This window comes from Paenibacillus sanfengchensis, assembly GCF_036864765.1.
GTDB lineage: Bacteria > Bacillota > Bacilli > Paenibacillales > Paenibacillaceae > Fontibacillus > Fontibacillus sanfengchensis.
The window spans coordinates 1-22,728 of the sequence record NZ_JBAGJC010000016.1 but is presented as its reverse complement, the minus strand read 5'-3'; the positions used below and the strand labels follow the sequence as shown (position 1 = coordinate 22,728).

The following is a 22,728-nucleotide window of genomic DNA, read 5'->3' as shown; positions in this document are numbered from 1 at the left end:
GGGACAAATGCGATGCTGACGAGCCTGCCCCAGCCTTACGCGCTGCGCCTGGAAATGATCCGGGCCGCAGGCTATTCGGACAGGGAAGTGATCTCATGGATAGAGAACAAAGATGCCCCCGGTTTAAAGGAGAAGGTGAATCCGGATGTGGATTGGGAGGAATTCCTTGCATATGCCCATCAAAGCGGGGAAGCCATGCGAAAGGCTATCACCGAGGGATACCGGTTCAAATTTATTACCGCGGGGGGTCTGCAAAGTTTGCTGCGAATTCGTTTCGGCCTTCAGACCGGTGAAGACTACCGGTTCGACGGGTCCCGCTTCATAGACATCAGGCTATGCGCACGTAATTATGAGCTGTTGCGGGACGGGGTTCCCGAACAACACTGGGCCTTCTTCATCTCTCATCGGGATCATACGACCGGCGAGGTCCGGTTCGACATTGCGCTGGCATCCGCCGCGAATTAAGGAGGCATTTCCCTTCGGGGACAGCCTCTTTTTTCATTCCTGCAAAGGTGTCCCTGCTGCTTTTTGACGCCAGTGGAAAGGCCGGGTTTGAATCCTATTCTCGCTGGAAATGATAGAGAAGAGAGTCTATCAGATGGAAAAAAGAAAGCGGGGATAGAGATGAAGCAAATTTTGCTGATTACCGACGGTTGTTCCAATGTAGGCGAGAGCCCGGTTATGGCGGCCGCGCTGGCCCGGCAGGAGGGGATCGTCGTCAATGTGATCGGGATTGTCGACTACGGCACGATCGGGGAGCTCGGCAGTCTGGAAATCGCCGAAATCGCCAAGGCGGGAGGCGGGATGAGCCGGCTTTCCGGCACGCAGAAGCTGGCGCAAACGATGCAAATGCTGACGCGCAAGACCGTGGTTCAGACGATTCAGCACGCGGTTAATAAGGAGTTGAAAACAATTCTGGGGAATTCTTCCGTGGAGGACCTGCCACCGGACCAGCGTTCCCAGGTGGTGGAGGTCATCGACGAACTGAGCGAGAACAGCCCCTTGGACGTGGCGCTGCTCATCGACGCCAGCGCCAGCATGAAGCCGAAGCTCGCCGCCGTGGAGGAGGCGATTCGCGATATGATGCTCAGCCTTGGGGCAAGGCAGGGGGCCAGCCGAATGGCGGTGTTCCATTTCCCCGGGGCGCACGGGGGCGAAGACGCCGTCCTGGACCTGGACTGGACCGATGATCTCGGCCAAGCCCGCTCGATCTTTCAGCGGCTTGCCATGCGCGGCGCGACCCCCACCGGTCCGGCCATTCTGAAGGTGATGGATTTCTTCCGGTATGGTACACTGGAAGGACATGGATCGAAGAATTGGCTGGAGGACACAGGTAGAGGAGAAGGGATACTCGGTGACTACGTCGTCTAAATGGAGCCTGGCGCCGGGAACGGTGGTGACAGGCCGCTGGAAGGGCGGGCGCTACGCGATTCAGCGCCTGCTCGGACAGGGCGCGAACGGGGTCGTCTACCTGGTGAAGCAGGTGGACAGCGCGAAGCTGTATGCCCTGAAAATGGGTTTCGACACGGTGGATATACAATCGGAAGTCAATGTGCTGAAAGCTCTTCAGCGGCAGAGATACCGGCGAGGCGTGACGGGGCGGGATCTTTCCTATCTGGTGGAAGTCGATGACTATTCCTTTCAAGGCAGGGAGATTCCTTTCTACGTCATGCGCTATGTCAAAGGGGAGCCGTTAAGGGCTTTTCTTGCCAAGAGAGGCGGGGCCTGGCTGGGGATCGCCGGCCTCCACCTGCTGCGTCAGCTCCGGCAGCTTCATGAGTCCGGGTGGGTATTTGGAGACTTGAAGCCGGAGAATGTGCTGGTCTCCCCCTATGGGGAGGTCGAATTAATCGATTACGGTGGAGTCAGCGGGATCGGCCGCAGCGTCAAGCAGTTCACGGAATGGTATGACCGCGGTTTTTGGGGAGCGGGCGGGCGAACGGCGGAGCCTTCTTATGACTGGTTCTCCTTCGCCGTCGTTTGTATCCATTTGCTGGCCGAAGGGCCATTGAAACGGGCGGCGACCCAGTTGCCCCAGACGCGGAGCTGCAACGATCTGACCGCTATTCTCCGTTCGGAGCCGGCACTGGCGCCCTACCGGGAATGGCTGGAGCGGGCGCTGGCCGGCCAATTTAACGATACGGCCGAAGCCTGCCAATTATGGCGGGAGCTGGTGACCGCCTCGTTCGGCCGCCGCAAGCCCAAAGGTCAAACCCCGCGCTGGATGCTGGGGGCCTTTGCCGTTTCTTTAACATTGCTGGTTTGCGCATTGTATCTGACCTTACGTTTTTGACCGCCGAAGGTCAAAACATATGCTGCAACCATAGACTATAGGATCGCCCGGAAAGGAAGAGCCGCCAAATGAATCCCGATATGTACCGCTTGGTGGATGCGGTGCGCCGCACTGGAAAGGAACACGCGTTATGGTCCCCGGGAGACTGCATCGTCGTAGCGGTATCCGGAGGGCCGGATTCCGTGATGCTGTTGCACATTTTGCTGGAGCTTTCGCGGGATCCGGAACTTGGTTTGAAGTTGGTCTGCGCACACGTCAATCATGGCTTCCGCGGGAAGGAGTCCGATGAGGAGGCCGAATTTGTCCGCGGTTTGGCACAGCGTCTGGGGATTCCTTTCGAACTTGGCGTTTTTGATATTCCTACATATATGAAGGAAACCGGAAAGGGCGGGCAATTGGCCGCCCGGGAGAAAAGGTATGCCTTCCTTCATGAAATGGCCGCCAAATACGGGGCTTCGGCGATTGCTCTCGCCCATCATGCCGATGATCAGGCGGAGACCGTGATGATGCGGATTTTGCGGGGAAGCGGCCCGTCCGGTTTGGCCGGTATGAAGCTGAAACGCCGCGAAAAAAATGTGGAACTTATTCGTCCCCTCCTTCGTATATACAAAAACGAGCTGGTCCAAGCTTGCGACCGCTCAAGCATTCCTTATGTAATCGACAGCTCCAACCTGCTTCCCAAGTATGCGCGCAATGCAATCCGGCTGGATGTGCTTCCTTTTTTGGGGCAATATAATGAACAGCTAACGGATTCACTGAATCGTCTGGCCGAGGTCATCGGCGAAGAAGACGACTATATGCGGCTGGAAACCGAGCGGATTTATGCGGAGACGGTGACTTGGCAAAACGGCGGTGCGGCGTTTCAACTCCGGGGATTCACCTCCCTACATGCCGCTTTACAACGGAGGTTGATTAAACTAATATTAAATTATCTGCCTTTAGGTACGGATGACGGCGATTTTATCAAGGTAGAAGCCATTCGAAAAGGGGCGGTCCAGGATCGGCCCACGACATGGGTTTTGGATCTTGGAAGAGGTGTCCGCTGTTATCGTGAATACGATACCATTCGGTTTGTACCTGCCCGAGCGGAAAATCCTCATTATACATATGTTGTGGAACATTTTCCGGCGGAAGTGTCCGTGACGGACACGGGGCAAACCTTGCGTTTTACCCGTAAGCCTGCCGGTTCGGGTCTTGTCGGGCCCATGACGGATGGCAACGGGGAGGCAGCGTTTGATGCGGATGAGCTTGTCTATCCGCTTACTGTTCGTTCCCGGCTTCCGGGAGACAGGATGAACGTGATGGGGCTAAATGGAAGCAAAAAGGTGAAAGATATTTTTATCGATGAGAAAATACCTCCCACGCTTCGCTCCCAGACCCCCATGGTGACGGACGCTTTGGGCCGGATTCTTTGGATTCCCGGCGTGCGGCGGTCATCGGCGGCGGTAGTGGACGGGAAGACGTCCTCCGTGCTGCATATGGCCCTGCTGCGGAATCCTGATCCCGACCTTGGGGTTTAACGTAGTGATGACATTCATAGTATAACGTAGGAGGTTTACTTATCTTGCAGAACGATATCCAGGAAATTTTGATTACCCGGGAACAGATTCAGGAGAAGGTCAAAGAGCTCGGGCGCCAGCTGAGCGAGGAATACGAGGGCCGGAATCCGCTGGTCATCTGCATTCTGAAGGGCGCTTTTATATTCATGGCGGACCTGGTGAAGGAGATCACTGTGCCGCTGGAGCTCGATTTTATGGCGGTATCCAGTTATGGAGCTTCTACCCGATCTTCGGGTGAAGTTAAAATCATCAAGGATTTGGACACCTCGGTAGAGGGCAGAGACATCCTGATCGTGGAGGATATTATCGACAGCGGGCTCACTTTGAGCTACCTCATTGATGTTCTGGAGCGCCGCAAGGTGAAATCCGTGAAGATCGTCACCTTGTTTGATAAGCCGGCGCGTCGGACCGTGAAGCTGGAAGCGGATCTGGCAGGTTTTGTGATCCCGGATGCTTTCGTTGTCGGTTATGGATTGGATTACGCCGAGAAGTACCGCAACCTCCCATTCGTCGGAGTGCTGAAACCGGAAATTTACAGCAGCTAATTTCACCGGTCCCTCGGGCCGGAGCCATCCCCCGCCGTTTTTTTGAAAAGGCGTGCGCGGCTATGTTAAAATAACTTAAGGTTTTGAGAGGAGGTAGGGGATGAATCGGTTCATCCGGAATTCTGGTTTTTATTTGATACTTTTCTTAGTCGTGGTGGGCATCGTCCAATTCCTCAACAGCGGAAATGAGACAACCGTCAACCCGAGCTATACCGAACTGCGGCACGAATTAAAGGAGAAAAACGTAGAAGAATTAACCGGGAAATTCGACGGTTACGCTTATCTGGTGACCGGTAAGTATAAAAAGGAGGTCGGAGAAAGCAAAACGAAGAACTTCTCGACCTATATCCCTTATGATCCGAATGTCCTTAAAGAAATTACGGATCTCAGCGAGCAGAATAAATTTAACATTAAATGGGAAAAAATGCGGGGAGAGAGCATCTGGCTGACCTTCCTGACTTCGATCATTCCGCTCGCGATCATGTTCATTCTGTTCTTCTTCCTGTTCAATCAGGCGCAGGGCGGCGGCGGCAAAGTGATGAACTTCGGCAAGAGCCGGGCCCGTCTCTATAATGAGGAGAAGAAGGCGACGTTCGAGGACGTGGCCGGAGCCGACGAAGAGAAGCAGGAACTGGTGGAAGTCGTCGAGTTCCTGAAGGATCCGCGGAAATTTGCCGCACTCGGTGCCAAAATCCCGAAAGGGGTACTGCTCGTAGGCCCTCCGGGGACCGGTAAAACCTTGTTGGCCCGTGCGGTAGCCGGGGAAGCGGGACGTCCTTTCTTCAGTATTTCCGGTTCCGATTTCGTGGAAATGTTCGTTGGGGTCGGTGCTTCCCGGGTTCGGGATTTATTCGAAAACGCGAAGAAGAATTCGCCATGTATCATCTTCATCGACGAAATTGATGCCGTTGGTCGTCAGCGCGGCGCCGGACTCGGCGGCGGACATGACGAGCGCGAGCAGACGCTCAACCAGTTGCTCGTTGAGATGGACGGTTTCGGCGGCAACGAAGGTATTATTATCATCGCGGCCACGAACCGTGCGGATATTTTGGACCCGGCCTTGCTGCGTCCGGGACGTTTTGACCGTCAAATTACGGTCGACCGTCCGGACGTGAAAGGCCGCGAAGCGGTGCTCAAGGTGCATGCGCGCAACAAACCGCTCACCAAGGATGTGCGTTTTGACGTTATCGCCAAACGGACAACCGGCTTTACCGGTGCGGATCTGGAGAACCTGCTGAACGAAGCGGCACTCCTTGCCGCCCGCCGGAACCGCAAGGATATTTCTATGACCGAAGTGGATGAAGCCATCGACCGCGTCATCGTAGGTACGGAGAAACGCAGCCGCGTGATCAGCGACCGGGAGAAACGCATCGTGGCCTTCCATGAAGCGGGCCATACGATTGTAGGCTACTTTCTGGAGCACGCCGATATGGTACACAAGGTGACGATTATACCGCGCGGCCGCGCCGGCGGATATGTCATCATGCTGCCGAAGGAAGACCGCATGCTGGTGACGAAGCAAGAGCTGCTCGACAAGGTCACGGGCCTACTGGGCGGCCGGGTTGCAGAGGAGCTGTTCATCGGCGAAATCGGCACCGGGGCGTACAGCGACTTCCAGCAGGCGACGAGCATCGTGCGCAGCATGATCGTCGAATACGGGATGAGCGAGAAGCTCGGTCCGATGCAATTCGGCACATCGCAAGGCCAGGTGTTCCTGGGCCGCGATATCGGGCACGAACAGAATTACAGCGATCAGATCGCTTACGAGATCGATCAGGAAATGCAGCGCTTCATCAACGAGTCGTATGAGCGTTGTAAGAAGCTGTTGACGGAGCATGCCGAGGAAGTTCGCTTGATCGCCGAGACCTTGCTTGAGGTGGAAACGCTGGACCTGGATCAGATCAAGCAATTGATCGAGCATGGGCGTCTGCTGGATGCGCCGGAAGCCGGCAAAGACGGCGAAGGCGACAGCGGAAGCGGCACGACCGAGCCGGGCGAGCCTATCGTGGACAATGTCGGCGACGTGCGCGTTCGGATTCAAGGCAAGACCGAGGATCCGGCCCCTGCGGGACCAACCGGAGACATTCCGAACGAGATCCCTGGCAGCAGCACGAACGACGTCTCGAACGACCCGACGGTCGACGCGCCGGAAAGTACGGTGCGCGATGTAACGCCGGACGGGGACAACAAAGACGGGAACGGGCAAGGCCCGGGGGGCAGCACGCCGCCAACCGTATAAGCGACGCTGGATATCATCCGGGGGACAGACAAAGTCTGTTTCCCGGATTTTTTGCGAATTCATGGCTTAAAGGCCGTTAGATTACCATTGTCCCATGTTGACTCATTTGGCATGAGGATTTCCTGCAAATCTGCAGGGACCCAAAATCAGGGTCGGCCTGCTTTTCCCAAAAATTGGACCCCAAAAAGCCGCAATTTCACATCATCTAGCCGAATTCGACAAAATAGCGCCGCATAAGGCCCTTATCTACCTGCACGAGATTCAAATTGCTTAATGCAACGCTAGTGGCCGTATGGAGGCTTATTAGCGGGAGGTTTTCACGTTAAATACTCCGTACTCTTACTTCATTCCACCTAAATTTGGGAATCCGGCCTGATTTAATTTAAATTTGAGCTTTCCTTCCCGGATCGATTGACAGCCCTAATTCGCTTGTGTAAATTAGGTGTTAACACAGCCGTGTGAATTTAGGTACGTTGACGTGACGGCAAGTATGCGTATTTTTGCACAAACATTACTATAGGGATGCGGATGAGAGAGAAGCGCGGGGAAACACCGCGGTCGCATACAGGGGAGGATGTCAGGTGGAGGCTCTAGCACGGGAGCGGAAGGCGGAAATGAACCGGGAGCTTCGGGAGAAGCTGGTTCAGCTTAAGAAGGAACGCAACGCAATTATTTTGGCGCATTATTATCAGCGCGACGAAATTCAAGAAGTGGCCGATTTTCGCGGCGACTCCTTTTTGCTCGCTCAAAAGGCGGCCTCAACCGAGGCGGAAACGATCGTGTTTTGCGGCGTTCATTTTATGGGAGAGAGCGCAAAAATTTTGGCGCCGAACAAGACGGTGCTCATTCCCGATGAACGGGCCGGCTGCCCGATGGCGGATATGGTGAACGTGGATGGCTTAAGAAAGCTTAAAGCGCAGCACCCCAATGCCAAAGTGGTCACCTATATTAACTCTTCGGCCGAGGTCAAGGCGGAGACGGATATTTGCTGCACCTCCTCCAATGCCGTGAAGGTGATTAACTCGGTCGATGCGGATGAGATTATCTGGGTCCCCGACAAGAACCTGGGACACTATGTCCAGCAGCATACGGACAAAAAAATGATTATCTGGGAAGGGTACTGCAACACCCACGATATGCTGACCGTGAAAGACGTGGTCGAGATGAAGGCGAAGCATCCGGAAGCGGAATTCGTCGTTCACCCCGAATGCCGGCCGGAAGTCGTAGCGATGGGTGATTTCGTAGGCAGCACGACCGCGATTCTCGAATATTGCAAGAAGTCGTCCGCCAAGGAATTTATCGTGGGAACCGAAGACGGGACCGGATACCAACTGAGGCTGGACAGTCCGGAGAAGACCTTCCATTTTGCCTCGAAGTTTCTCGTTTGTCCCAATATGAAAGTCAATAATCTGAAAAAATTGGTGAAGTGTCTGGAAACGATGCAGCCGCAAATTTATGTCCCGCCGGCGGTCGCCGACAAAGCCAGAACCTCATTAGAGCGCATGCTACAAGTTCAGTAGCATGCGCTACTCTCTGTCAAGGACAGGTGGTCACCTTGATTCCACAATACTTGGTTGATTTTGATTTGGCGGAGCTTCCCGTGATCGACACGGACGTGATCGTGATCGGGTCGGGCATCGCCGGGCTGTTTACGGCCATAAAAACAAGTGAAGACCGCAAGGTCATAATAATAACGAAAAAATCACTGATGGAGAGCAACACCCGGTATGCCCAGGGCGGCATTGCGGCGGTCATTTCCGATGAGGATTCGCCGGCTTCGCACCGGGAGGACACGCTCCTTGCCGGAGCGGGGCTTTGTTCCTCGGCCGCGGTGGATATTCTGGTCAATGAAGGTCCCGACGGTGTCAGAGAGCTCATGTCTTTGGGAACGGCGTTCGATCATCTTGAGAACGGGGAGCTTGCCCTGACAAAGGAAGGCGCGCACAGCCACCGCCGGATTTTGCATGCCAATGGAGATGCCACGGGGTATGAGATTGTCCGGGCTCTGTCGGAGCAGGTGGGGGGACACGCCAATATCGACATCTGGGATGACCACTACGTGATCGATTTGATCACGAAGGACAATGTATGTCTGGGTGCGCTGGTCCAGCAGCCCGATGGCCGCCGGGTTTTCCTGCGCGGCAACGCAACGGTTCTTTGCAGCGGCGGGGTCGGCCAGCTATACCGCTATACGACCAATCCGGAGGTGGCGACCGGCGATGGGGTGGCGATGGCCTACCGGGCAGGCGCGATAATTCGGGATATGGAGTTTATCCAGTTCCATCCGACCGCGCTTTGTTATCCCGGCGCTCCGCGGTTTCTTATCTCGGAGGCGGTGCGCGGAGAAGGCGCCGTTTTACGGAATATCCGCGGCGAAAGGTTCATGGAGAAGTATCACGAGCTGCTGGAATTGGCTCCGCGCGATATCGTGGCCCGGGCGATTGTCAGCGAAATGGAGGAGACGGGTGCGACTCACGTGTATCTCGACATCACCCATGAGGACCCCGAGACGATCAAGCACCGGTTCCCTACCATTTACGAGACCTGCATCGGCTATGGTCTGGATATGACTGCCGATTGGATTCCGGTCGCCCCGGCTGCGCATTATATGATGGGAGGCGTGCAAACGGGGCATCATGGAGAAACCAGCGTACGCCGTCTGTTCGCTTGCGGGGAGGTTTCCTCCACCGGCGTGCATGGTGCGAACCGGCTGGCGAGCAATTCACTGTCCGAGGCGGTCGTCTTCGGACGGCGAATCGTGGGGCGCATCCGGCAACTGGAGCCGCTCGCCGAGACCGGTGCGGACATCGCGTACATGCCGGGCCGCCAGGAGGCGGTTATGCAGCCGATCGTGGAACGGCGGCTGAAGCTGCAGAAAGTCATGGTTCGGCAGGTGGGAGTGCGCCGCACGAAGGAAGGGCTGCTGAAAGGCATGGAGGAATTGAAGCGGCAGCTGCCGATCTTCGGGGCGGTTTTACATACCCGGGAGCAGTTGGAGTACGCCAACATGCTGACCTGCGCTTTGCTGTTGGCCGAGGCGGCGTTGGCCCGCGAGGAGAGCCGCGGGGGGCACTACCGGGAGGATTTCCCGGAGAAGGACGACGTACGGTGGCGCCGGCATATTTTATGTCACCGGAAAAAAGGAATGTTGGAGGAAATCAGCGATGATGTTTAATGGATATAACGAAGGCCTGGTGGAGTCGATTCGGTTGTGGCTGAAGGAGGACGTGGGTTCGGGCGATGTCACGACGGGCGTCACAATCCCCTCCGGACATCAATCCAAAGGCATTATCCATGCCAAGGAGTCCGGCGTTATTGCCGGGATGCCGGTCGCGCAGCTGGTATTCGAGGTTGTAGATCCGATGCTCGCGTTTACACCGCTTGTCCAGGATGGTCAGCACGTGGAGAAGGGCGCTGTTCTGGCGGAAGTGGAGGGCAGCACGCACAGTATTTTGACGGGAGAGCGTCTTGCGTTAAATTTGCTGCAGCGGTTGTCCGGAATCGCTACCCGGACCCGCAGCTTTGTAGACGCGCTTGAAGGGCTGCCGGTCCGTCTGGTGGATACGCGCAAAACGACGCCCGGCCACCGCATGCTGGAGAAATACGCGGTGCGCACCGGCGGCGGGGCGAACCACCGGTTCGGGCTGTACGATGCCGTGATGATCAAAGACAACCATATTAAAGGGGCCGGCGGCATCGCCCAGGCGGTGAGCCGGGCGCGGAAGAACATTCCGCACACGATGACAATTGAGGTTGAGGCGGAAAGCTTGGAGCAAGTGGAAGAAGCTTTGCAAGCGGGGGCCGATATCATTATGCTGGATAATATGGGGCCCGATTTGATGAAGGAAGCGGTGCGGCGAATCAAAGTGATAGCGCCCCATGTGAAAACGGAGGCTTCCGGGAACGTAAATCTGCAGACGGTGCGGCGGATTGCGGAAAGCGGTGTGGACGTCATCTCCGTGGGCCGGTTAACGTACTCGTTCGAAAATCTGGACATCAGTCTGGACCTGGGCGAAAAGAAAGAGGGGTAATACCGTGTTTCTAGTGGTAGATGTCGGCAACACGAATATTGTTCTTGGGGTATACAGCCAGCGTGAGCTGCTGCACCATTTCCGGATTTCGACGAACCGGCAGGCAACGGTCGACGAGTACGGCGTCCTGATTCATAACCTGTTCCAGATGTCCAAAATCGAACCGGATGACATCGAAGGGATCATTATTTCCTCGGTCGTTCCGCCGCTGATGCATGTCCTGGAAGAGTTGTGCAAAAAATACCTGCATCATAAGCCGCTGGTGGTTGGCCCGGGCATCAAAACCGGGCTCAACCTGCGCTATGAAAATCCGCGCGAAGTGGGTGCCGACCGGATCGTCAATGCCGTGGCGGCGATTGAGCGGTACGGCGGCCCGCTGGTGGTCGTCGATTTCGGGACGGCGACGACGTTTGACTGCGTCGATGCCCAGGGTAATTATTTAGGCGGAGCCATCGTACCGGGGATCGGCATTTCGACGGAGGCCCTGTACCAGCGGGCATCGAAGCTGCCCCGCATCGAGCTGGAGAAGCCGAAAAAGGTTATCGGACGCAACACCGTGCACGCGATGCAGGCCGGCATTATTTTCGGTTACGCGGGCCAGGTCGACGGGATTGTGGAACGGATTCGGGCCGAAATGGGCGCCGAGCCGAAGGTGGTCGCCACCGGCGGCCTTGCCGAGTTGATCGCGAGCGAATCGCGGACGATTGAGGAAGTGAATCCCTGGCTTACGCTGGAGGGGCTTCGCATTATTTACGAACGAAATCAATGAACGTGAACTCCAAGTTCATATAAAGGAGGCTTCCTGCGTGGAGGAAAAGAAAGAATTGAAGGACCGGCTGGTCCGGGGGACGGCGATGGACGGGAAAGTCCGGGCCTTTGCGGTGCAGACGACGGAGCTGGTGGAGGAACTCCGCCGCCGCCATGATACGTACCCGACGACGACGGCCGCGCTGGGACGTACCGTCACCGCGGCCGCGATGATGGGCGCGATGCTGAAAGGCGAAGAACGGCTGTCCATCCAGGTGAAGGGGGACGGACCGGTCGGCCAAATCGTGGCCGATGCCAATGCCAAGGGAGAAGTGCGCGGCTATGTAACGAATCCTCATGTCCAGTTGCCGAGCAACAGCAAAGGCAAGCTGGATGTGGCGGGAGCCGTCGGCACGACGGGCTTTATTCACGTGACGAAGGATTTGGGACTCAAAGACCCTTATCGCGGGAGCGTTCCTTTAATTTCCGGGGAGCTTGGCGAGGACTTTACCTATTACTTCGCCCTTTCGGAACAGACGCCGTCGGCGGTCGGCTTGGGGGTGCTGGTGGATACCGATTCTTCCGTCATCGTGGCGGGCGGATTCATTATTCAACTGCTGCCGGGATTGAGCGATTCGGAAATCGACGCGATCGAACGGGCGGTCGGACAGCTGCCGCCGGTGACTTCGCTGCTCGACCAAGGCTTGGAACCGGAGGAAATGCTGCGTTGGATCGTACCGGATGTCAAAGTGCTGGAGGAAATGGACATTACGTTCTCCTGCCACTGTTCCCGGGACAGGGTGGAACGGACGCTGATCAGTTTGGGGAGAGAGGAACTGACCACGCTTCGGGATGAGGACAAGGAGACGGAGGTTGTCTGCGACTTCTGCAACGAGGTATATACCTTCACCCAGGACGAGTTGGACGAACTGCTTGCGCAAATGAATTAATTCCCTCGCCGGGGGATAAGGTCCGGCGGTTGGATGGAATACTTTGCTCTTCCGGTGTAGACTTTGGAAGGGCAGGGTATTTTTTTGCGCCATTATTGACAAGTCCGATCGGGGTTGTTAAGATAATAGTAGTAAAACCAACTTGTTTACTCGGAAATAGCTTGGATGGAACGGAGACGGTCTATCCGCAAATCTATAGTTTATAAATACATTTAAGCGTCGGATTCGATCTTGTTTTTTTCTTAATCAATAAGGAGGGTTATGACATGGCTAGAATCGTAAACAACATTACAGATCTGATTGGCGATACGCCGCTGGTCCGGCTGAACCGCATTGTACCGGAGGACAGCGCTGAAATCTATGTGAAGCTGGAATACCAAAACCCGGGGTCCAGCGTGAAGGACCGGATCGCCATCAGCATTGTGGAAGAGGCGGAGAAGGCCGGCAAATTGCAACCGGGCGGCACGATCATTGAAGCCACGAGCGGCAATACCGGAATCGGGCTTGCCCTTGTCGCTGCGGCGAAGGGATATAAAGCGGTCATTGTCATGCCCGAAACGATGAGCTTGGAGCGCCGCAACCTGCTGCGGGCTTACGGTGCCGAGCTGGTGCTGACGCCGGGATCGGAAGGCATGAACGGCGCGGTTAAGAAAGCCGAGGAAATTTTGGCGGCCAACCCGGACTATTTCATGGCGGATCAATTCCGCAACCAAGCCAACGTGAAAATCCACCGCGAGACGACCGGCCCGGAAATCGTGGAAGCGATCGACTCGCTGGACGGCAAGCTTGATGCTTTTATCGCCGGGATTGGAACGGGCGGTACAATTTCGGGTGCGGGCGAAGTGCTGAAGCAGCGTTTTCCGGACCTCAAGATCTATGCGGTTGAGCCGGCGGCATCGCCGATTCTGGCCGGGGGCAAACCGGGACCTCATAAGATTCAAGGATTGGGCGCGAACTTTATTCCCGAGATCTTGAACCGTGAGATTTATGATGAAATCATTCATGTCGAGAATGACGATGCATTTGAGCAAGCGCGCCAAGTGGCCAAGGAAGAGGGCATCCTCTCCGGGATTTCCTCCGGTGCGGCCGTATTTGCGGCGCTTCAAGTCGCCAAGAAACTCGGCAAAGGCAAACGGGTCGTTGCGATCATTCCTAGTAACGGCGAACGTTACCTGAGCACGCCGCTGTATAATTTCGAAGCTTAATTTGGCGGCCATTCTTGGCAATAACGCGGATACTACCCCTATCGCGGCTCTTCAGGGCCGCTGTAGGGGTTATTTGTATTTTAAAGTCGCGGGGTTTTTAGTATACTAGCTAGCAATAACCAAGAATGAGGCTGGAGGATGCGGCAGCGGATGGAGACGGTCATATCGCAGGAACAATGGGAAGCTTGGGCGGAGGAAGGGACATGGTCTCTGCTGCCTTGTGCGGTTAGAAAACCGGTGGCGGGCGGTCTGCCCGCCGACTGGACGCGAGCCTGGGAGGAGGCGCGGCCGTATTCTTTTGTGCTGGAGAGCGGAAAAACAGGCAGGTATACCTTTCTCGGGCTTGATCCGATCTCGGTCATCCGCGGCAAAGGAAACAGAGCTGTCCTTACCGAGATAGCTTCCGGTGAAACGGTGGAGCGGTCAGGGAAGCCCCTGCAGTTGCTTAAACAGTGGATGGCGCCCTGGAAGTCGCCGGTTGCAGACGGCTTGCCGAAGTTTTGCGGGGGCGCGGTCGGATTTTTGGGATATGATGTCGCCCGCTCCCTGGAGCGCCTTCCCCGGATGGCCAAAGACGATCTGGAGCTCGACGATTATGTATGGATGCGGTTCGAGGAAGTCTGGGTCTGGGATGAGACGGAAAAGTTCGTATATGCCGTCGTTCATAGCCCGGTGGACAATGAGCCGGGAATGGACCTGAAGAAGCTCTATACGTCGGCGCGCGACAGGGCGATGGGGATGGCGGACCGTTGGGAGCGGTTTTGCCGGAGGATGGAAGAGGGCTCCGTGTCCCCCCAGGACTCCGAGGAACAATCCGGGGAAAAGAATCAGGCCCCGCCTGCCGGCCCTGGTCCTTTGAAACCGCCCGCCGAAGCCGGGGAGCTGGTCAAGTCGGATGCTTTGCCGGGCTGCAAGGCGGTTTCGATGCCGCAGGAGGCTTTTGAGGCGGCGGTTCGGCGGGTGCAGGACTATATCGCGGCTGGCGACGTGTTTCAGGTGAACTTGTCGCTGAGGCAAGCCTTTGAAGTCCAAAGCTCCCCTGAAGCCGTCTACGAGTGTCTGCGGCGGATCAATCCCTCGCCTTATATGGGTCTGCTGCGGCTGCCGGATTTTCAGCTCGTGTCGGCTTCGCCCGAGCTTCTTGTGAAGGTGGAGCGGGGGCGCATCAGCACCCGTCCGATTGCGGGCACCCGGCGGCGGGGGCATACCGCCGAGGAGGATGCGCTTATGGAGGCGGAGCTGACCGGCAGCGAAAAAGAACGCGCCGAGCACATCATGCTCGTCGATCTGCTGCGCAACGACTTGGGCCGGGTGGCGGTCTACGGCTCGGTTCGGGTCAGCGAGCTGTTTACCATTGAGCGCTATTCCCACGTCATGCACCTCGTTTCCGAGGTGGAGGGCGCCCTGCCTGCGGATAAAACGGCGTACGACGCGATTGCCGCCGTTTTTCCGGGAGGAACGATCACTGGGGCGCCGAAGGTGCGGACCATGGAGATCATCGAAGAGCTCGAACCGGTCACCCGGGGGCCGTATACCGGCTCTATGGGCTGGATTGACTACAACGGGAATATGGAATTAAATATTATTATACGAACACTGGTCGTCAAGGACGGAGTCGGCTATATCCAAGCGGGAGCGGGCATCGTCATCGATTCCGTTCCCTACCGCGAGTACCGGGAATGCAGCAACAAGGCCAGAGCGGTTGCCGCAGCGGTCCGGCAGAGCGAACTAACCGCCGTTCACGGCGAAGGACAGGGGATGAAGTGATGATACTGGTCATCGATAATTACGATTCGTTTACGTACAACCTGGTTCAATATTTGGGGGAGCTGGGCGGGGAGGTCGTCGTACGCCGTAATGACGAAATCGACCTCGAGGGCATCCAGCAGCTGAACCCGGATCATATTTTGCTGTCCCCGGGGCCTTGCACGCCGAATGAGGCGGGGATTACGCTGGACGTGATCGACCGCTTTAAAAGGGAGATTCCGATCTTTGGCGTATGCCTCGGCCATCAGGCGATCGGACAGGCCTTTGGCGGGAAGGTCATCCGGGCCGAACGCCTGATGCACGGCAAAACCTCACCGATCCATCATCAAGGGACATCGGTGTTTGCCGGCCTGCCGTCGCCGTTTACGGCGACGCGCTATCATTCCCTGATCGTGGAGCGGGAGAGTCTTCCGGATTGTTTGGAAATTACGGCGGAAACCGCTGAAGGCGAGATTATGGGCTTGCGCCATAAACAATACGCTGTTGAAGGCGTTCAATTTCACCCGGAATCCATCATCACCGATCATGGGCATCAGATGCTCCGCAACTTCCTGAGCCGGAAGGCGGAAGCCGGGGTATGACTTACCTCGGGGTGAACGGGAAGCCGACCCCCTCAAACGAAGCCGTGATTTCCGTTATGGATCACGGCTTCATGTACGGGATGGGGCTGTTTGAGACGTTCCGCACCTATGGTGGCCTACCGTGTCTGTTGGACCGCCATCTGGAGCGGCTACAGGAGGGTTGCCGGGTGCTCGGCATTCCTTATGCAGCGCGCCGGGATCGGCTGGAGGCGGAAATCGCCGAGCTGCTGGCCTTGAACGGCTTGGAAGATGCCTATCTCCGGCTGACAGTCTCCGCGGGACAAGGCCCTCTTGGGCTGACCACCGAGCCTTATGCGATGCCTGCGGTGATTCTGTACGTCAAGCCGCTGCCCAAGTCCAGCCCGGAGCTGTACCGCCTCGGCAAAACGCTGTGGCGCCTCTCAACGCCGCGGAATACGCCGGAAAGCGGGGTGCGGCTCAAGTCGCTCCACTACATGAACAATATGCTGGCCCGGCGGGAACTGGCGGAATACGAGCGGCTGACGGCAGCGGCGGCGAGTGCCGGGAAAGCCGGGGCGGTGGTACGGCCGCAGCCGGCTGAAGGGATGATGCTGACGGCGGAAGGTTTTTTAGCGGAAGGGATCGCCAGCAATTTATTTTTTGTCCGGTTAGGTAAACTATATACTCCTGAGATCGGAACGGGGATATTGCCGGGGATTACCCGATGGGCGGTCCTGGAGCTCGCCGGCAAACACGGTTGGACTGTCGAAGAGGGCAGGTATACCTGGGATGAATTGCGGGAAGCCGATGAGGTGTTTGTCACAAACTCGATTCAGGAGTTAGTGCCGATAACCCGGCTGGCGGAGCCCGGCGGGAGTGAAGTGCCGGTAGGCAGCGGAGAAATCGGGCCGGTGACGGAACGGCTGCTTTATTTTTATAGAGAGAGTGTGGGAAGCTGATATGCAGAACAGGGTATTCGAAAGAACTTATCCATGCGGCGAAACGACTTTGAAACTAGGCGAAAGAACCCTCATTATGGGTATTCTCAATGTAACCCCGGATTCATTCTCCGATGGGGGAAAGTATAACGATCCCGAGCGGGCGGTTCGTCATGCGCTGCAAATGATCGCCGACGGGGCGGACTTGATCGACCTTGGTGGGGAGTCGACACGCCCCGGACATCAGTCGGTGAGCGAGCAGGAGGAATTGGAACGGGTCGTTCCTGTGGTGGAAGCCCTTCACCGGGAGGCGCCGCATATTCCGATTTCCGTGGATACCTATAAATCGCGCGTGGCCCGGGAGGCGCTCAAGGCGGGAGCGCATATCATCAACGATGTCTGGGGCTTCAAAGCCGACCCGCAGATGGCTGCGGTGGCCGTGGAGTTTGGCTGCCCGGCGATTCTGATGCATAATCGCGACAACCGGGATTACACCGACCTGCTCCAGGATGTGGCGGACGATCTGCTGGAGAGTGTTGCTCTGGCCCGGACGGCCGGTGTGAAGGAAGAGCGGATTATATTGGACCCGGGGATCGGGTTTGCCAAAGATTACAACGAGAACCTGCTGGTGATGAAAAACCTGGATCGCCTGATGGATCTGGGCTACCCGCTGCTGCTCGGAACCTCGCGCAAAAAATTCATCCGCACCGCGCTGGATCTGCCGACGGAGGAAGTAGTGTTCGGCACGGCCGCCACGGTGGCCCTCGGTATTGCCCAAGGATGCCAGATCGTTCGGGTGCACGACGTGAAAGAAATCAAGCGCACGGCTCTGATGTGCGATGCGATTTTATACGCTTAATTTTGGTTAAAACGGAGGGTGAAAAATGATGGATAAAATGATCGTACGACGGATGGAATTTTACGGATACCATGGTGTGTTCGAGGAAGAGCGCAAATTGGGTGCCCGTTACTATGTGGATTTGGAGCTGGAGCTGAATTTGCGGGACGCGGGGGAATCCGACGATTTGACCAAAACGGTTAATTATGCCGAAATTCATGAGCTGGTCCGCGGAATTGTGGAACAAAAAAGCTTCAAATTGATTGAGGCGCTTGCCGAGCATATTGCATCCTCGGTATTGGACACTTATACTAGGGTAGATGCTTTAACGGTCGGCGTGACCAAACCGCATCCGCCTTTCGATATCAAGTTTGATGGCGTGACGGTGGAACTGCGCCGCACCAGAAAGTGAGAAGGTTATATGATAGCACAGACCCCCTCTGAAAGCTCAGAGGCTTATATTGCATTAGGGGCTAATTTGGGAGACCGGGAAGCGCAGATGATGAGAGCGGCGGCATTGCTGAGCGAACATCCGCAGATAGCGCTGCTGCGTTGCTCGAATTTGTATGAGACTGACCCGGTGGGTTACCTGGATCAGCCGAACTTTATCAACATGGTGCTGGCGGTAAAGACAACGCTGACACCGGAGGCTCTGCTGGCGGTGATGCAAGAGGTGGAGCTTGCTCTCGGGCGGGAGCGGAGCATCCGTTTCGGCCCGAGAACCGTAGACCTCGATCTGCTGTGGATGGAGGGCCGGACGATGGAGACCGCTTTTTTGACACTGCCCCATCCGCGCATGTTTGAACGGGCTTTTGTGCTTGTTCCGCTTAGCGATATCGTATCCGAAGGCGAAGCATCGGGGTTATACGAGCGGGTAAGGGCCGCCTTGGATTTGGTGGACGGAAAGGATGGCGTACGGTTTTGGAAAACAGGCAGCTTGCCCAGCGGCTTAGGGCATTCCGAAAACTGAAGGGATACACGCAGCAGCAACTCGCCGATGAGACCGGCATATCATTGGCTGTTTTAGGGGCCGTTGAGCGGGGTAACCGACGGGCAGAAGATCAAATTTTAAATAAAATTGCGGATGTTCTGGGCGTACCGTTGGCGGAGCTCAAGCAACATCAAAATCCATAAAATCAGGAGGGACCATCATGCTGAAGATCGGCGATATTGAAATGAAAAATCAGGTCGTGCTCGCTCCGATGGCAGGCGTATGTAATCCGGCGTTCCGCCTGATTGCGAAAGAGTTCGGCACCGGGCTTGTCTGCGCAGAGATGGTCAGCGATAAAGCGATTATTCACGGCAACAAGCGGACGAAGGAAATGCTGTTTGTCGACGAACGGGAGAAACCGCTTAGCTTGCAAATCTTCGGGGGAGACCGCGAATCTCTGGTTGAAGCCGCTAAAGTGGTAGATCAGGAGACCAACGCGGATATTATCGATATCAATATGGGTTGCCCGGTGCCCAAAGTAACGAAATGTGACGCGGGTGCGCGTTGGCTGCTGGATCCGAACAAAATCTATGAAATGGTTTCGGCGGTCGTAGACGCTGTCAGCAAACCGGTTACCGTAAAAATGCGGATCGGCTGGGATGCGGAGCATATTTATGTCGTTGACAATGCCAAGGCGGTGGAGGCCGCGGGCGGCAAAGCCGTCAGCGTTCACGGCCGTACCCGGGAGCAATTGTATACCGGCAAGGCTGACTGGGAATTTATAAAGCAAGTTAAAGAGGCGGTGTCGATTCCTGTCATCGGGAACGGGGACGTAGTCACGCCGGAGGATGCCAAGCGGATGCTCGATCAAACCGGGTGTGACGGGGTGATGATCGGACGAGGTGCGCTCGGTAACCCTTGGATGCTGTATCGTACCGTCGAGTATTTAAAGACGGGCGTTCTGCTGCCCGAGCCGGGAGCGGAAGAGAAAATCCGCATTGCCATTCTGCACATGGACCGGTTGGCCGCACTGAAAGGCGAGGCTGTCGCCGTCCGGGAAATGCGCAAACATATGGCTTGGTACCTGAAAGGCCTGAAGGGCACGGCCCGGGTTAAGGACATCATCATGGAAGAAACGAAACGTGACGAAATGGTGCGGATTTTGGAGAACTTTGTTGCCGAATTAAATGCGGAAAACTATGGGGAAGCCGAATCGGCATAAGGATGCGGGAGAAACGCATACGGAGGCCGGTGGGTCCTCTTTTTACAGGGAATCGATTTATGAAGCGTTTACAATTCTAGAGTCTGGTGTCATTGACATTTCAGAACGGTTCCCCTATAATTTCACAATATAAATTCGCCTCAGGAGATAACTTCCACAACATGGATGGTCTGACCTCCATGCGATTGCATATGATATTCTCAATGATGCGTGAGCTTTCACGGCCGTTGTCAGGCGGGAACCACGGACCTTCTCGGGATAGTCGATGCTTTGAACGCTCCTAACGGGGAGAGGCGCCCTTGAAGTTGCCCGGCAGTCCGCCGCACAGTGCGAATATTATTTCCATGACAGGAGAATCGGTTGAGATGAGCGATAAAGAAGTCATTCTTACACAGGACGGTCTGAAGAGACTGGAGGAAGAGTTGGAGAATTTGAAATCCGTAAGACGCCGCGAAGTGGCCGAGCGGATTAAGACAGCCATCGGGTATGGGGATATCAGCGAAAACTCGGAATACGAGGACGCCAAGAACGAACAGGCCTTCATCGAGGGCCGAATCATTACGTTGGAGAAGATGCTGCGCAACGCCCGGATCATCAATAACGATGAGATCGATACGGATACAGTGAGCATCGGTTCTACAGTAACGGTTGAAGATTTGGAATTTGGCGATACGATGGAATACGCGATCGTGGGGACGGCCGAATCCGACCCGCTGCAGAATAAAATTTCGAACGAAAGCCCTGTCGGAAAGGCGATTTTGGGCAAGAAAAAAGGCGCGATCGTCGATGTAACCGTACCGGCAGGCGTTATTCAATATAAAATCGTGGATATCAAGAAATAAGCTCTATCAACGTCCCGAGAAGCTTCCCCGGCGGAAGCTTCTTTCACTGTTTTTAATTCAATTTAAATATTAGTCGCAAGGAGTGGAACCAAGTGAGCGAGGAACAAAACAACCAGGAAGTGGTCGAGGTCAGCGAGTTGCTAAGAATTCGCCGCGAAAAATTGGACGAGCTGCGGGGATTGGGCATTGATCCTTTCGGCAAAAAATACGAGCGTGATGCGATGGCCGGCGATATTTTGGCCCAGTATGACCCATTGACGAAGGAAGAACTCGATGAGAAGCAGGTCGAGGTTTCGGTGGCCGGCCGGATTATGGCCAAACGGGTGATGGGTAAAGCCAGCTTTGCGCATATTCAAGATCTTTCCGGGAAGATTCAGCTTTACGTGCGTCAGGATAGCGTTCCGGAAGAAAAGTATGCCGCGTTCAACGTTCTCGATCTAGGAGATATCATCGGCGTGACCGGTGAGGTTTTCAAGACGAAAACCGGCGAAACGACCATCAAGGTGAAAGATCTGGAGGTTTTGTCCAAGTCGCTCTATCCGCTTCCCGACAAATACCACGGCCTGAAGGACGTGGAACTGCGCTACCGCCAACGTTACGTGGATTTAATCGTTAACCCCGAAGTGCAACAGACCTTTATCAAGCGCTCGCGGATTATTCAATCCATGCGCCGCTATTTGGACTCGCTCGGCTACCTGGAGGTTGAAACGCCTACACTGCACAGCATTGCCGGCGGTGCGGCGGCTCGTCCGTTCATCACGCACCACAACGCGCTGGACATGGAGCTGTACATGCGGATTGCCATCGAGCTGCACTTGAAACGTTTAATCGTGGGCGGCTTGGAGAAGGTTTACGAAATCGGCCGGGTATACCGGAACGAAGGTGTATCGACACGCCACAATCCGGAATTCACGATGATCGAGCTGTATGAGGCTTATGCCGATTATAAGGACATTATGGCGCTGACGGAAAATATGATCGCTCACATTGCCCAAGAAGTACTGGGTACTCAAGTGATTCAATATCAAGGAAACGAGGTCGACCTGACGCCGCAGTGGCGCCGCGTTTCCATGGTGGATGCGGTGAAAGAGGTGACCGGCGTTGATTTCGGCGTTCAGATGACGAACGAGGAAGCCCATCGACTGGCTAAGGAACATAAAGTTCCTGTAGAGCCGCATATGACCTTTGGTCATATTTTGAACGCGTTCTTCGAGCAGTTCGTTGAGGAAACTCTGATTCAACCGACCTTTGTCTACGGTCATCCGGTGGAAATCTCGCCGCTGGCCAAAAAGAACGAGGAAGATCCGCGCTTTACCGACCGCTTCGAGCTGTTTATCGTAGCGCGTGAGCATGCGAACGCGTTCTCCGAGCTGAACGATCCGATCGATCAGCGTCAACGGTTCGAAGCCCAGTTGCTGGAGCGCGAGCACGGGAATGATGAGGCGCATGAGATGGATGAAGATTTCATCCGTGCTCTGGAATATGGCATGCCGCCAACCGGCGGGTTGGGTATCGGTATTGACCGCCTTGTGATGCTGCTCACCGATGCGCCATCGATTCGCGACGTACTGCTGTTCCCGCATATGCGGAATACGGCGGAGTAACACTGAGGAGCCCTGCGGTGAGCGGGGCTCTTTTTTTGTTTTAAAAAAGAGTTGCTATGGTCTGATGTCTATGTTATATTATATATCCGGTCGTTAATTAAGCGTGTTTGAAACGAAGAGCACAGCTTCTTGGTAAAAAATAATGCTTGCTAAATAACGCCGGATGTAATATACTATAAGAGTTGCCGCTGATGAGGCGATAACGAAATGAATGAAGTTGATCTTTGAAAACTGAACAACGAGTGAGTATTAAAATGAGAAGTAAAATTCTCGTCAGATTCAAAATGAGCTATCAGCTTATTCAATAAGTTTCAACTTTATTGGAGAGTTTGATCCTGGCTCAGGACGAACGCTGGCGGCGTGCCTAATACATGCAAGTCGAGCGGACTTGATGGAGTGCTTGCACTTCTGATGGTTAGCGGCGGACGGGTGAGTAACACGTAGGCAACCTGCCCGTAAGACTGGGATAACTACC

Annotated in this window: 22 protein-coding genes and 1 rRNA gene; all 23 read left to right on the top strand. The window is 55.4% G+C overall.

What is annotated here, in order from left to right:
- Positions 1 to 12: 12 nt before the first annotated feature.
- Positions 13 to 465, top strand: coding sequence for a hypothetical protein (locus V4U84_RS22975; protein ID WP_334075531.1), 453 nt, complete (start codon positions 13 to 15; stop codon positions 463 to 465).
- A 159-nt stretch (positions 466 to 624) separates the two neighbouring features.
- Positions 625 to 1,371 (top strand): vWA domain-containing protein, encoded by a 747-nt coding sequence (locus V4U84_RS22970; protein ID WP_334075530.1) that lies wholly within the window; start codon positions 625 to 627, stop codon positions 1,369 to 1,371.
- Positions 1,355 to 2,293 (top strand): protein kinase domain-containing protein, encoded by a 939-nt coding sequence (locus tag V4U84_RS22965; RefSeq protein ID WP_334075529.1) that lies wholly within the window; start codon positions 1,355 to 1,357, stop codon positions 2,291 to 2,293. Before V4U84_RS22970 ends, V4U84_RS22965 begins: the two co-directional genes overlap by 17 nt.
- A gap of 68 nt (positions 2,294 to 2,361) precedes the next feature.
- Positions 2,362 to 3,813: a tRNA lysidine(34) synthetase TilS gene (gene tilS / locus V4U84_RS22960; protein ID WP_334075528.1), complete on the top strand. Its 1,452-nt coding sequence runs from the start codon at positions 2,362 to 2,364 to the stop codon at positions 3,811 to 3,813.
- 44 nt (positions 3,814 to 3,857) lie between these two features.
- Positions 3,858 to 4,397: a hypoxanthine phosphoribosyltransferase gene (gene hpt, locus V4U84_RS22955; protein WP_334075527.1), complete on the top strand. Its 540-nt coding sequence runs from the start codon at positions 3,858 to 3,860 to the stop codon at positions 4,395 to 4,397.
- A gap of 100 nt (positions 4,398 to 4,497) precedes the next feature.
- A complete protein-coding gene (gene ftsH / locus V4U84_RS22950) occupies positions 4,498 to 6,636 on the top strand; it encodes an ATP-dependent zinc metalloprotease FtsH (protein ID WP_334075526.1) in 2,139 nt (712 codons plus the stop codon).
- 581 nt (positions 6,637 to 7,217) lie between these two features.
- Positions 7,218 to 8,156, top strand: a complete 939-nt coding sequence (nadA, locus tag V4U84_RS22945; protein WP_334075525.1) for a quinolinate synthase NadA — start codon at positions 7,218 to 7,220, stop codon at positions 8,154 to 8,156.
- A 35-nt stretch (positions 8,157 to 8,191) separates the two neighbouring features.
- Complete coding sequence (gene nadB, locus V4U84_RS22940; protein WP_334075524.1) at positions 8,192 to 9,811, top strand: L-aspartate oxidase; 1,620 nt, start codon at positions 8,192 to 8,194, stop codon at positions 9,809 to 9,811.
- Positions 9,801 to 10,667 (top strand): carboxylating nicotinate-nucleotide diphosphorylase, encoded by an 867-nt coding sequence (gene nadC / locus V4U84_RS22935; RefSeq protein ID WP_334075523.1) that lies wholly within the window; start codon positions 9,801 to 9,803, stop codon positions 10,665 to 10,667. Before nadB ends, nadC begins: the two co-directional genes overlap by 11 nt.
- 4 nt (positions 10,668 to 10,671) lie before the next feature.
- Complete coding sequence (locus V4U84_RS22930; protein ID WP_334075522.1) at positions 10,672 to 11,436, top strand: type III pantothenate kinase; 765 nt, start codon at positions 10,672 to 10,674, stop codon at positions 11,434 to 11,436.
- Positions 11,437 to 11,473: 37 nt separating this feature from the next.
- The gene (hslO, locus tag V4U84_RS22925) at positions 11,474 to 12,364 is read left to right on the top strand and encodes an Hsp33 family molecular chaperone HslO (RefSeq protein ID WP_334075521.1); all 891 of its coding nucleotides are present in this window, start codon (positions 11,474 to 11,476) and stop codon (positions 12,362 to 12,364) included.
- Between the two features lie 266 nt (positions 12,365 to 12,630).
- Positions 12,631 to 13,569, top strand: coding sequence for a cysteine synthase A (gene cysK / locus V4U84_RS22920; protein WP_334075520.1), 939 nt, complete (start codon positions 12,631 to 12,633; stop codon positions 13,567 to 13,569).
- Between the two features lie 150 nt (positions 13,570 to 13,719).
- Positions 13,720 to 15,336, top strand: coding sequence for an anthranilate synthase component I family protein (locus V4U84_RS22915; protein WP_334075519.1), 1,617 nt, complete (start codon positions 13,720 to 13,722; stop codon positions 15,334 to 15,336).
- Entirely contained in the window at positions 15,336 to 15,917 is a 582-nt protein-coding gene (gene pabA / locus V4U84_RS22910) for an aminodeoxychorismate/anthranilate synthase component II (protein ID WP_334075518.1), read from the top strand. The genes V4U84_RS22915 and pabA overlap by 1 nt, the downstream gene beginning before the upstream one ends.
- A complete protein-coding gene (locus V4U84_RS22905; RefSeq protein ID WP_334075517.1) occupies positions 15,914 to 16,837 on the top strand; it encodes an aminotransferase class IV in 924 nt (307 codons plus the stop codon). Before pabA ends, V4U84_RS22905 begins: the two co-directional genes overlap by 4 nt.
- Position 16,838: 1 nt before the next feature.
- Positions 16,839 to 17,675, top strand: coding sequence for a dihydropteroate synthase (gene folP / locus V4U84_RS22900; protein WP_334075595.1), 837 nt, complete (start codon positions 16,839 to 16,841; stop codon positions 17,673 to 17,675).
- Between the two features lie 28 nt (positions 17,676 to 17,703).
- A complete protein-coding gene (gene folB / locus V4U84_RS22895; protein WP_334075594.1) occupies positions 17,704 to 18,066 on the top strand; it encodes a dihydroneopterin aldolase in 363 nt (120 codons plus the stop codon).
- Between the two features lie 9 nt (positions 18,067 to 18,075).
- A complete protein-coding gene (gene folK / locus V4U84_RS22890) occupies positions 18,076 to 18,624 on the top strand; it encodes a 2-amino-4-hydroxy-6-hydroxymethyldihydropteridine diphosphokinase (protein ID WP_334075516.1) in 549 nt (182 codons plus the stop codon).
- A complete protein-coding gene (locus V4U84_RS22885) occupies positions 18,576 to 18,788 on the top strand; it encodes a helix-turn-helix domain-containing protein (protein WP_334075515.1) in 213 nt (70 codons plus the stop codon). Before folK ends, V4U84_RS22885 begins: the two co-directional genes overlap by 49 nt.
- 17 nt (positions 18,789 to 18,805) lie before the next feature.
- Positions 18,806 to 19,807 (top strand): tRNA dihydrouridine synthase DusB, encoded by a 1,002-nt coding sequence (dusB, locus tag V4U84_RS22880; protein WP_334075514.1) that lies wholly within the window; start codon positions 18,806 to 18,808, stop codon positions 19,805 to 19,807.
- Between the two features lie 365 nt (positions 19,808 to 20,172).
- On the top strand, positions 20,173 to 20,649 hold the full coding sequence (gene greA / locus V4U84_RS22875) for a transcription elongation factor GreA (RefSeq protein WP_148454309.1): 477 nt from the start codon (positions 20,173 to 20,175) through the stop codon (positions 20,647 to 20,649).
- A 92-nt stretch (positions 20,650 to 20,741) separates the two neighbouring features.
- Positions 20,742 to 22,253 (top strand): lysine--tRNA ligase, encoded by a 1,512-nt coding sequence (gene lysS / locus V4U84_RS22870; RefSeq protein ID WP_334075513.1) that lies wholly within the window; start codon positions 20,742 to 20,744, stop codon positions 22,251 to 22,253.
- Positions 22,254 to 22,570: 317 nt separating this feature from the next.
- A 16S ribosomal RNA gene (locus V4U84_RS22865) occupies positions 22,571 to 22,728 on the top strand; the annotation flags it as partial.

What these genes read in the sequence shown, in the direction of transcription:
- V4U84_RS22975 (WP_334075531.1), top strand. Translation starts at nt 13, where the DNA reads ATGCTGACGAGCCTGCCCCAGCCTTACGCGCTGCGCCTGGAAATGATC.
- V4U84_RS22970 (WP_334075530.1), top strand. Translation starts at nt 625, where the DNA reads ATGAAGCAAATTTTGCTGATTACCGACGGTTGTTCCAATGTAGGCGAG.
- tilS (WP_334075528.1), top strand. Translation starts at nt 2,362, where the DNA reads ATGAATCCCGATATGTACCGCTTGGTGGATGCGGTGCGCCGCACTGGA.
- ftsH (WP_334075526.1), top strand. Translation starts at nt 4,498, where the DNA reads ATGAATCGGTTCATCCGGAATTCTGGTTTTTATTTGATACTTTTCTTA.
- nadC (WP_334075523.1), top strand. Translation starts at nt 9,801, where the DNA reads ATGATGTTTAATGGATATAACGAAGGCCTGGTGGAGTCGATTCGGTTG.
- cysK (WP_334075520.1), top strand. Translation starts at nt 12,631, where the DNA reads ATGGCTAGAATCGTAAACAACATTACAGATCTGATTGGCGATACGCCG.
- V4U84_RS22915 (WP_334075519.1), top strand. Translation starts at nt 13,720, where the DNA reads ATGGAGACGGTCATATCGCAGGAACAATGGGAAGCTTGGGCGGAGGAA.
- pabA (WP_334075518.1), top strand. Translation starts at nt 15,336, where the DNA reads ATGATACTGGTCATCGATAATTACGATTCGTTTACGTACAACCTGGTT.
- V4U84_RS22905 (WP_334075517.1), top strand. Translation starts at nt 15,914, where the DNA reads ATGACTTACCTCGGGGTGAACGGGAAGCCGACCCCCTCAAACGAAGCC.
- folP (WP_334075595.1), top strand. Translation starts at nt 16,839, where the DNA reads ATGCAGAACAGGGTATTCGAAAGAACTTATCCATGCGGCGAAACGACT.
- folB (WP_334075594.1), top strand. Translation starts at nt 17,704, where the DNA reads ATGGATAAAATGATCGTACGACGGATGGAATTTTACGGATACCATGGT.
- folK (WP_334075516.1), top strand. Translation starts at nt 18,076, where the DNA reads ATGATAGCACAGACCCCCTCTGAAAGCTCAGAGGCTTATATTGCATTA.
- dusB (WP_334075514.1), top strand. Translation starts at nt 18,806, where the DNA reads ATGCTGAAGATCGGCGATATTGAAATGAAAAATCAGGTCGTGCTCGCT.
- greA (WP_148454309.1), top strand. Translation starts at nt 20,173, where the DNA reads ATGAGCGATAAAGAAGTCATTCTTACACAGGACGGTCTGAAGAGACTG.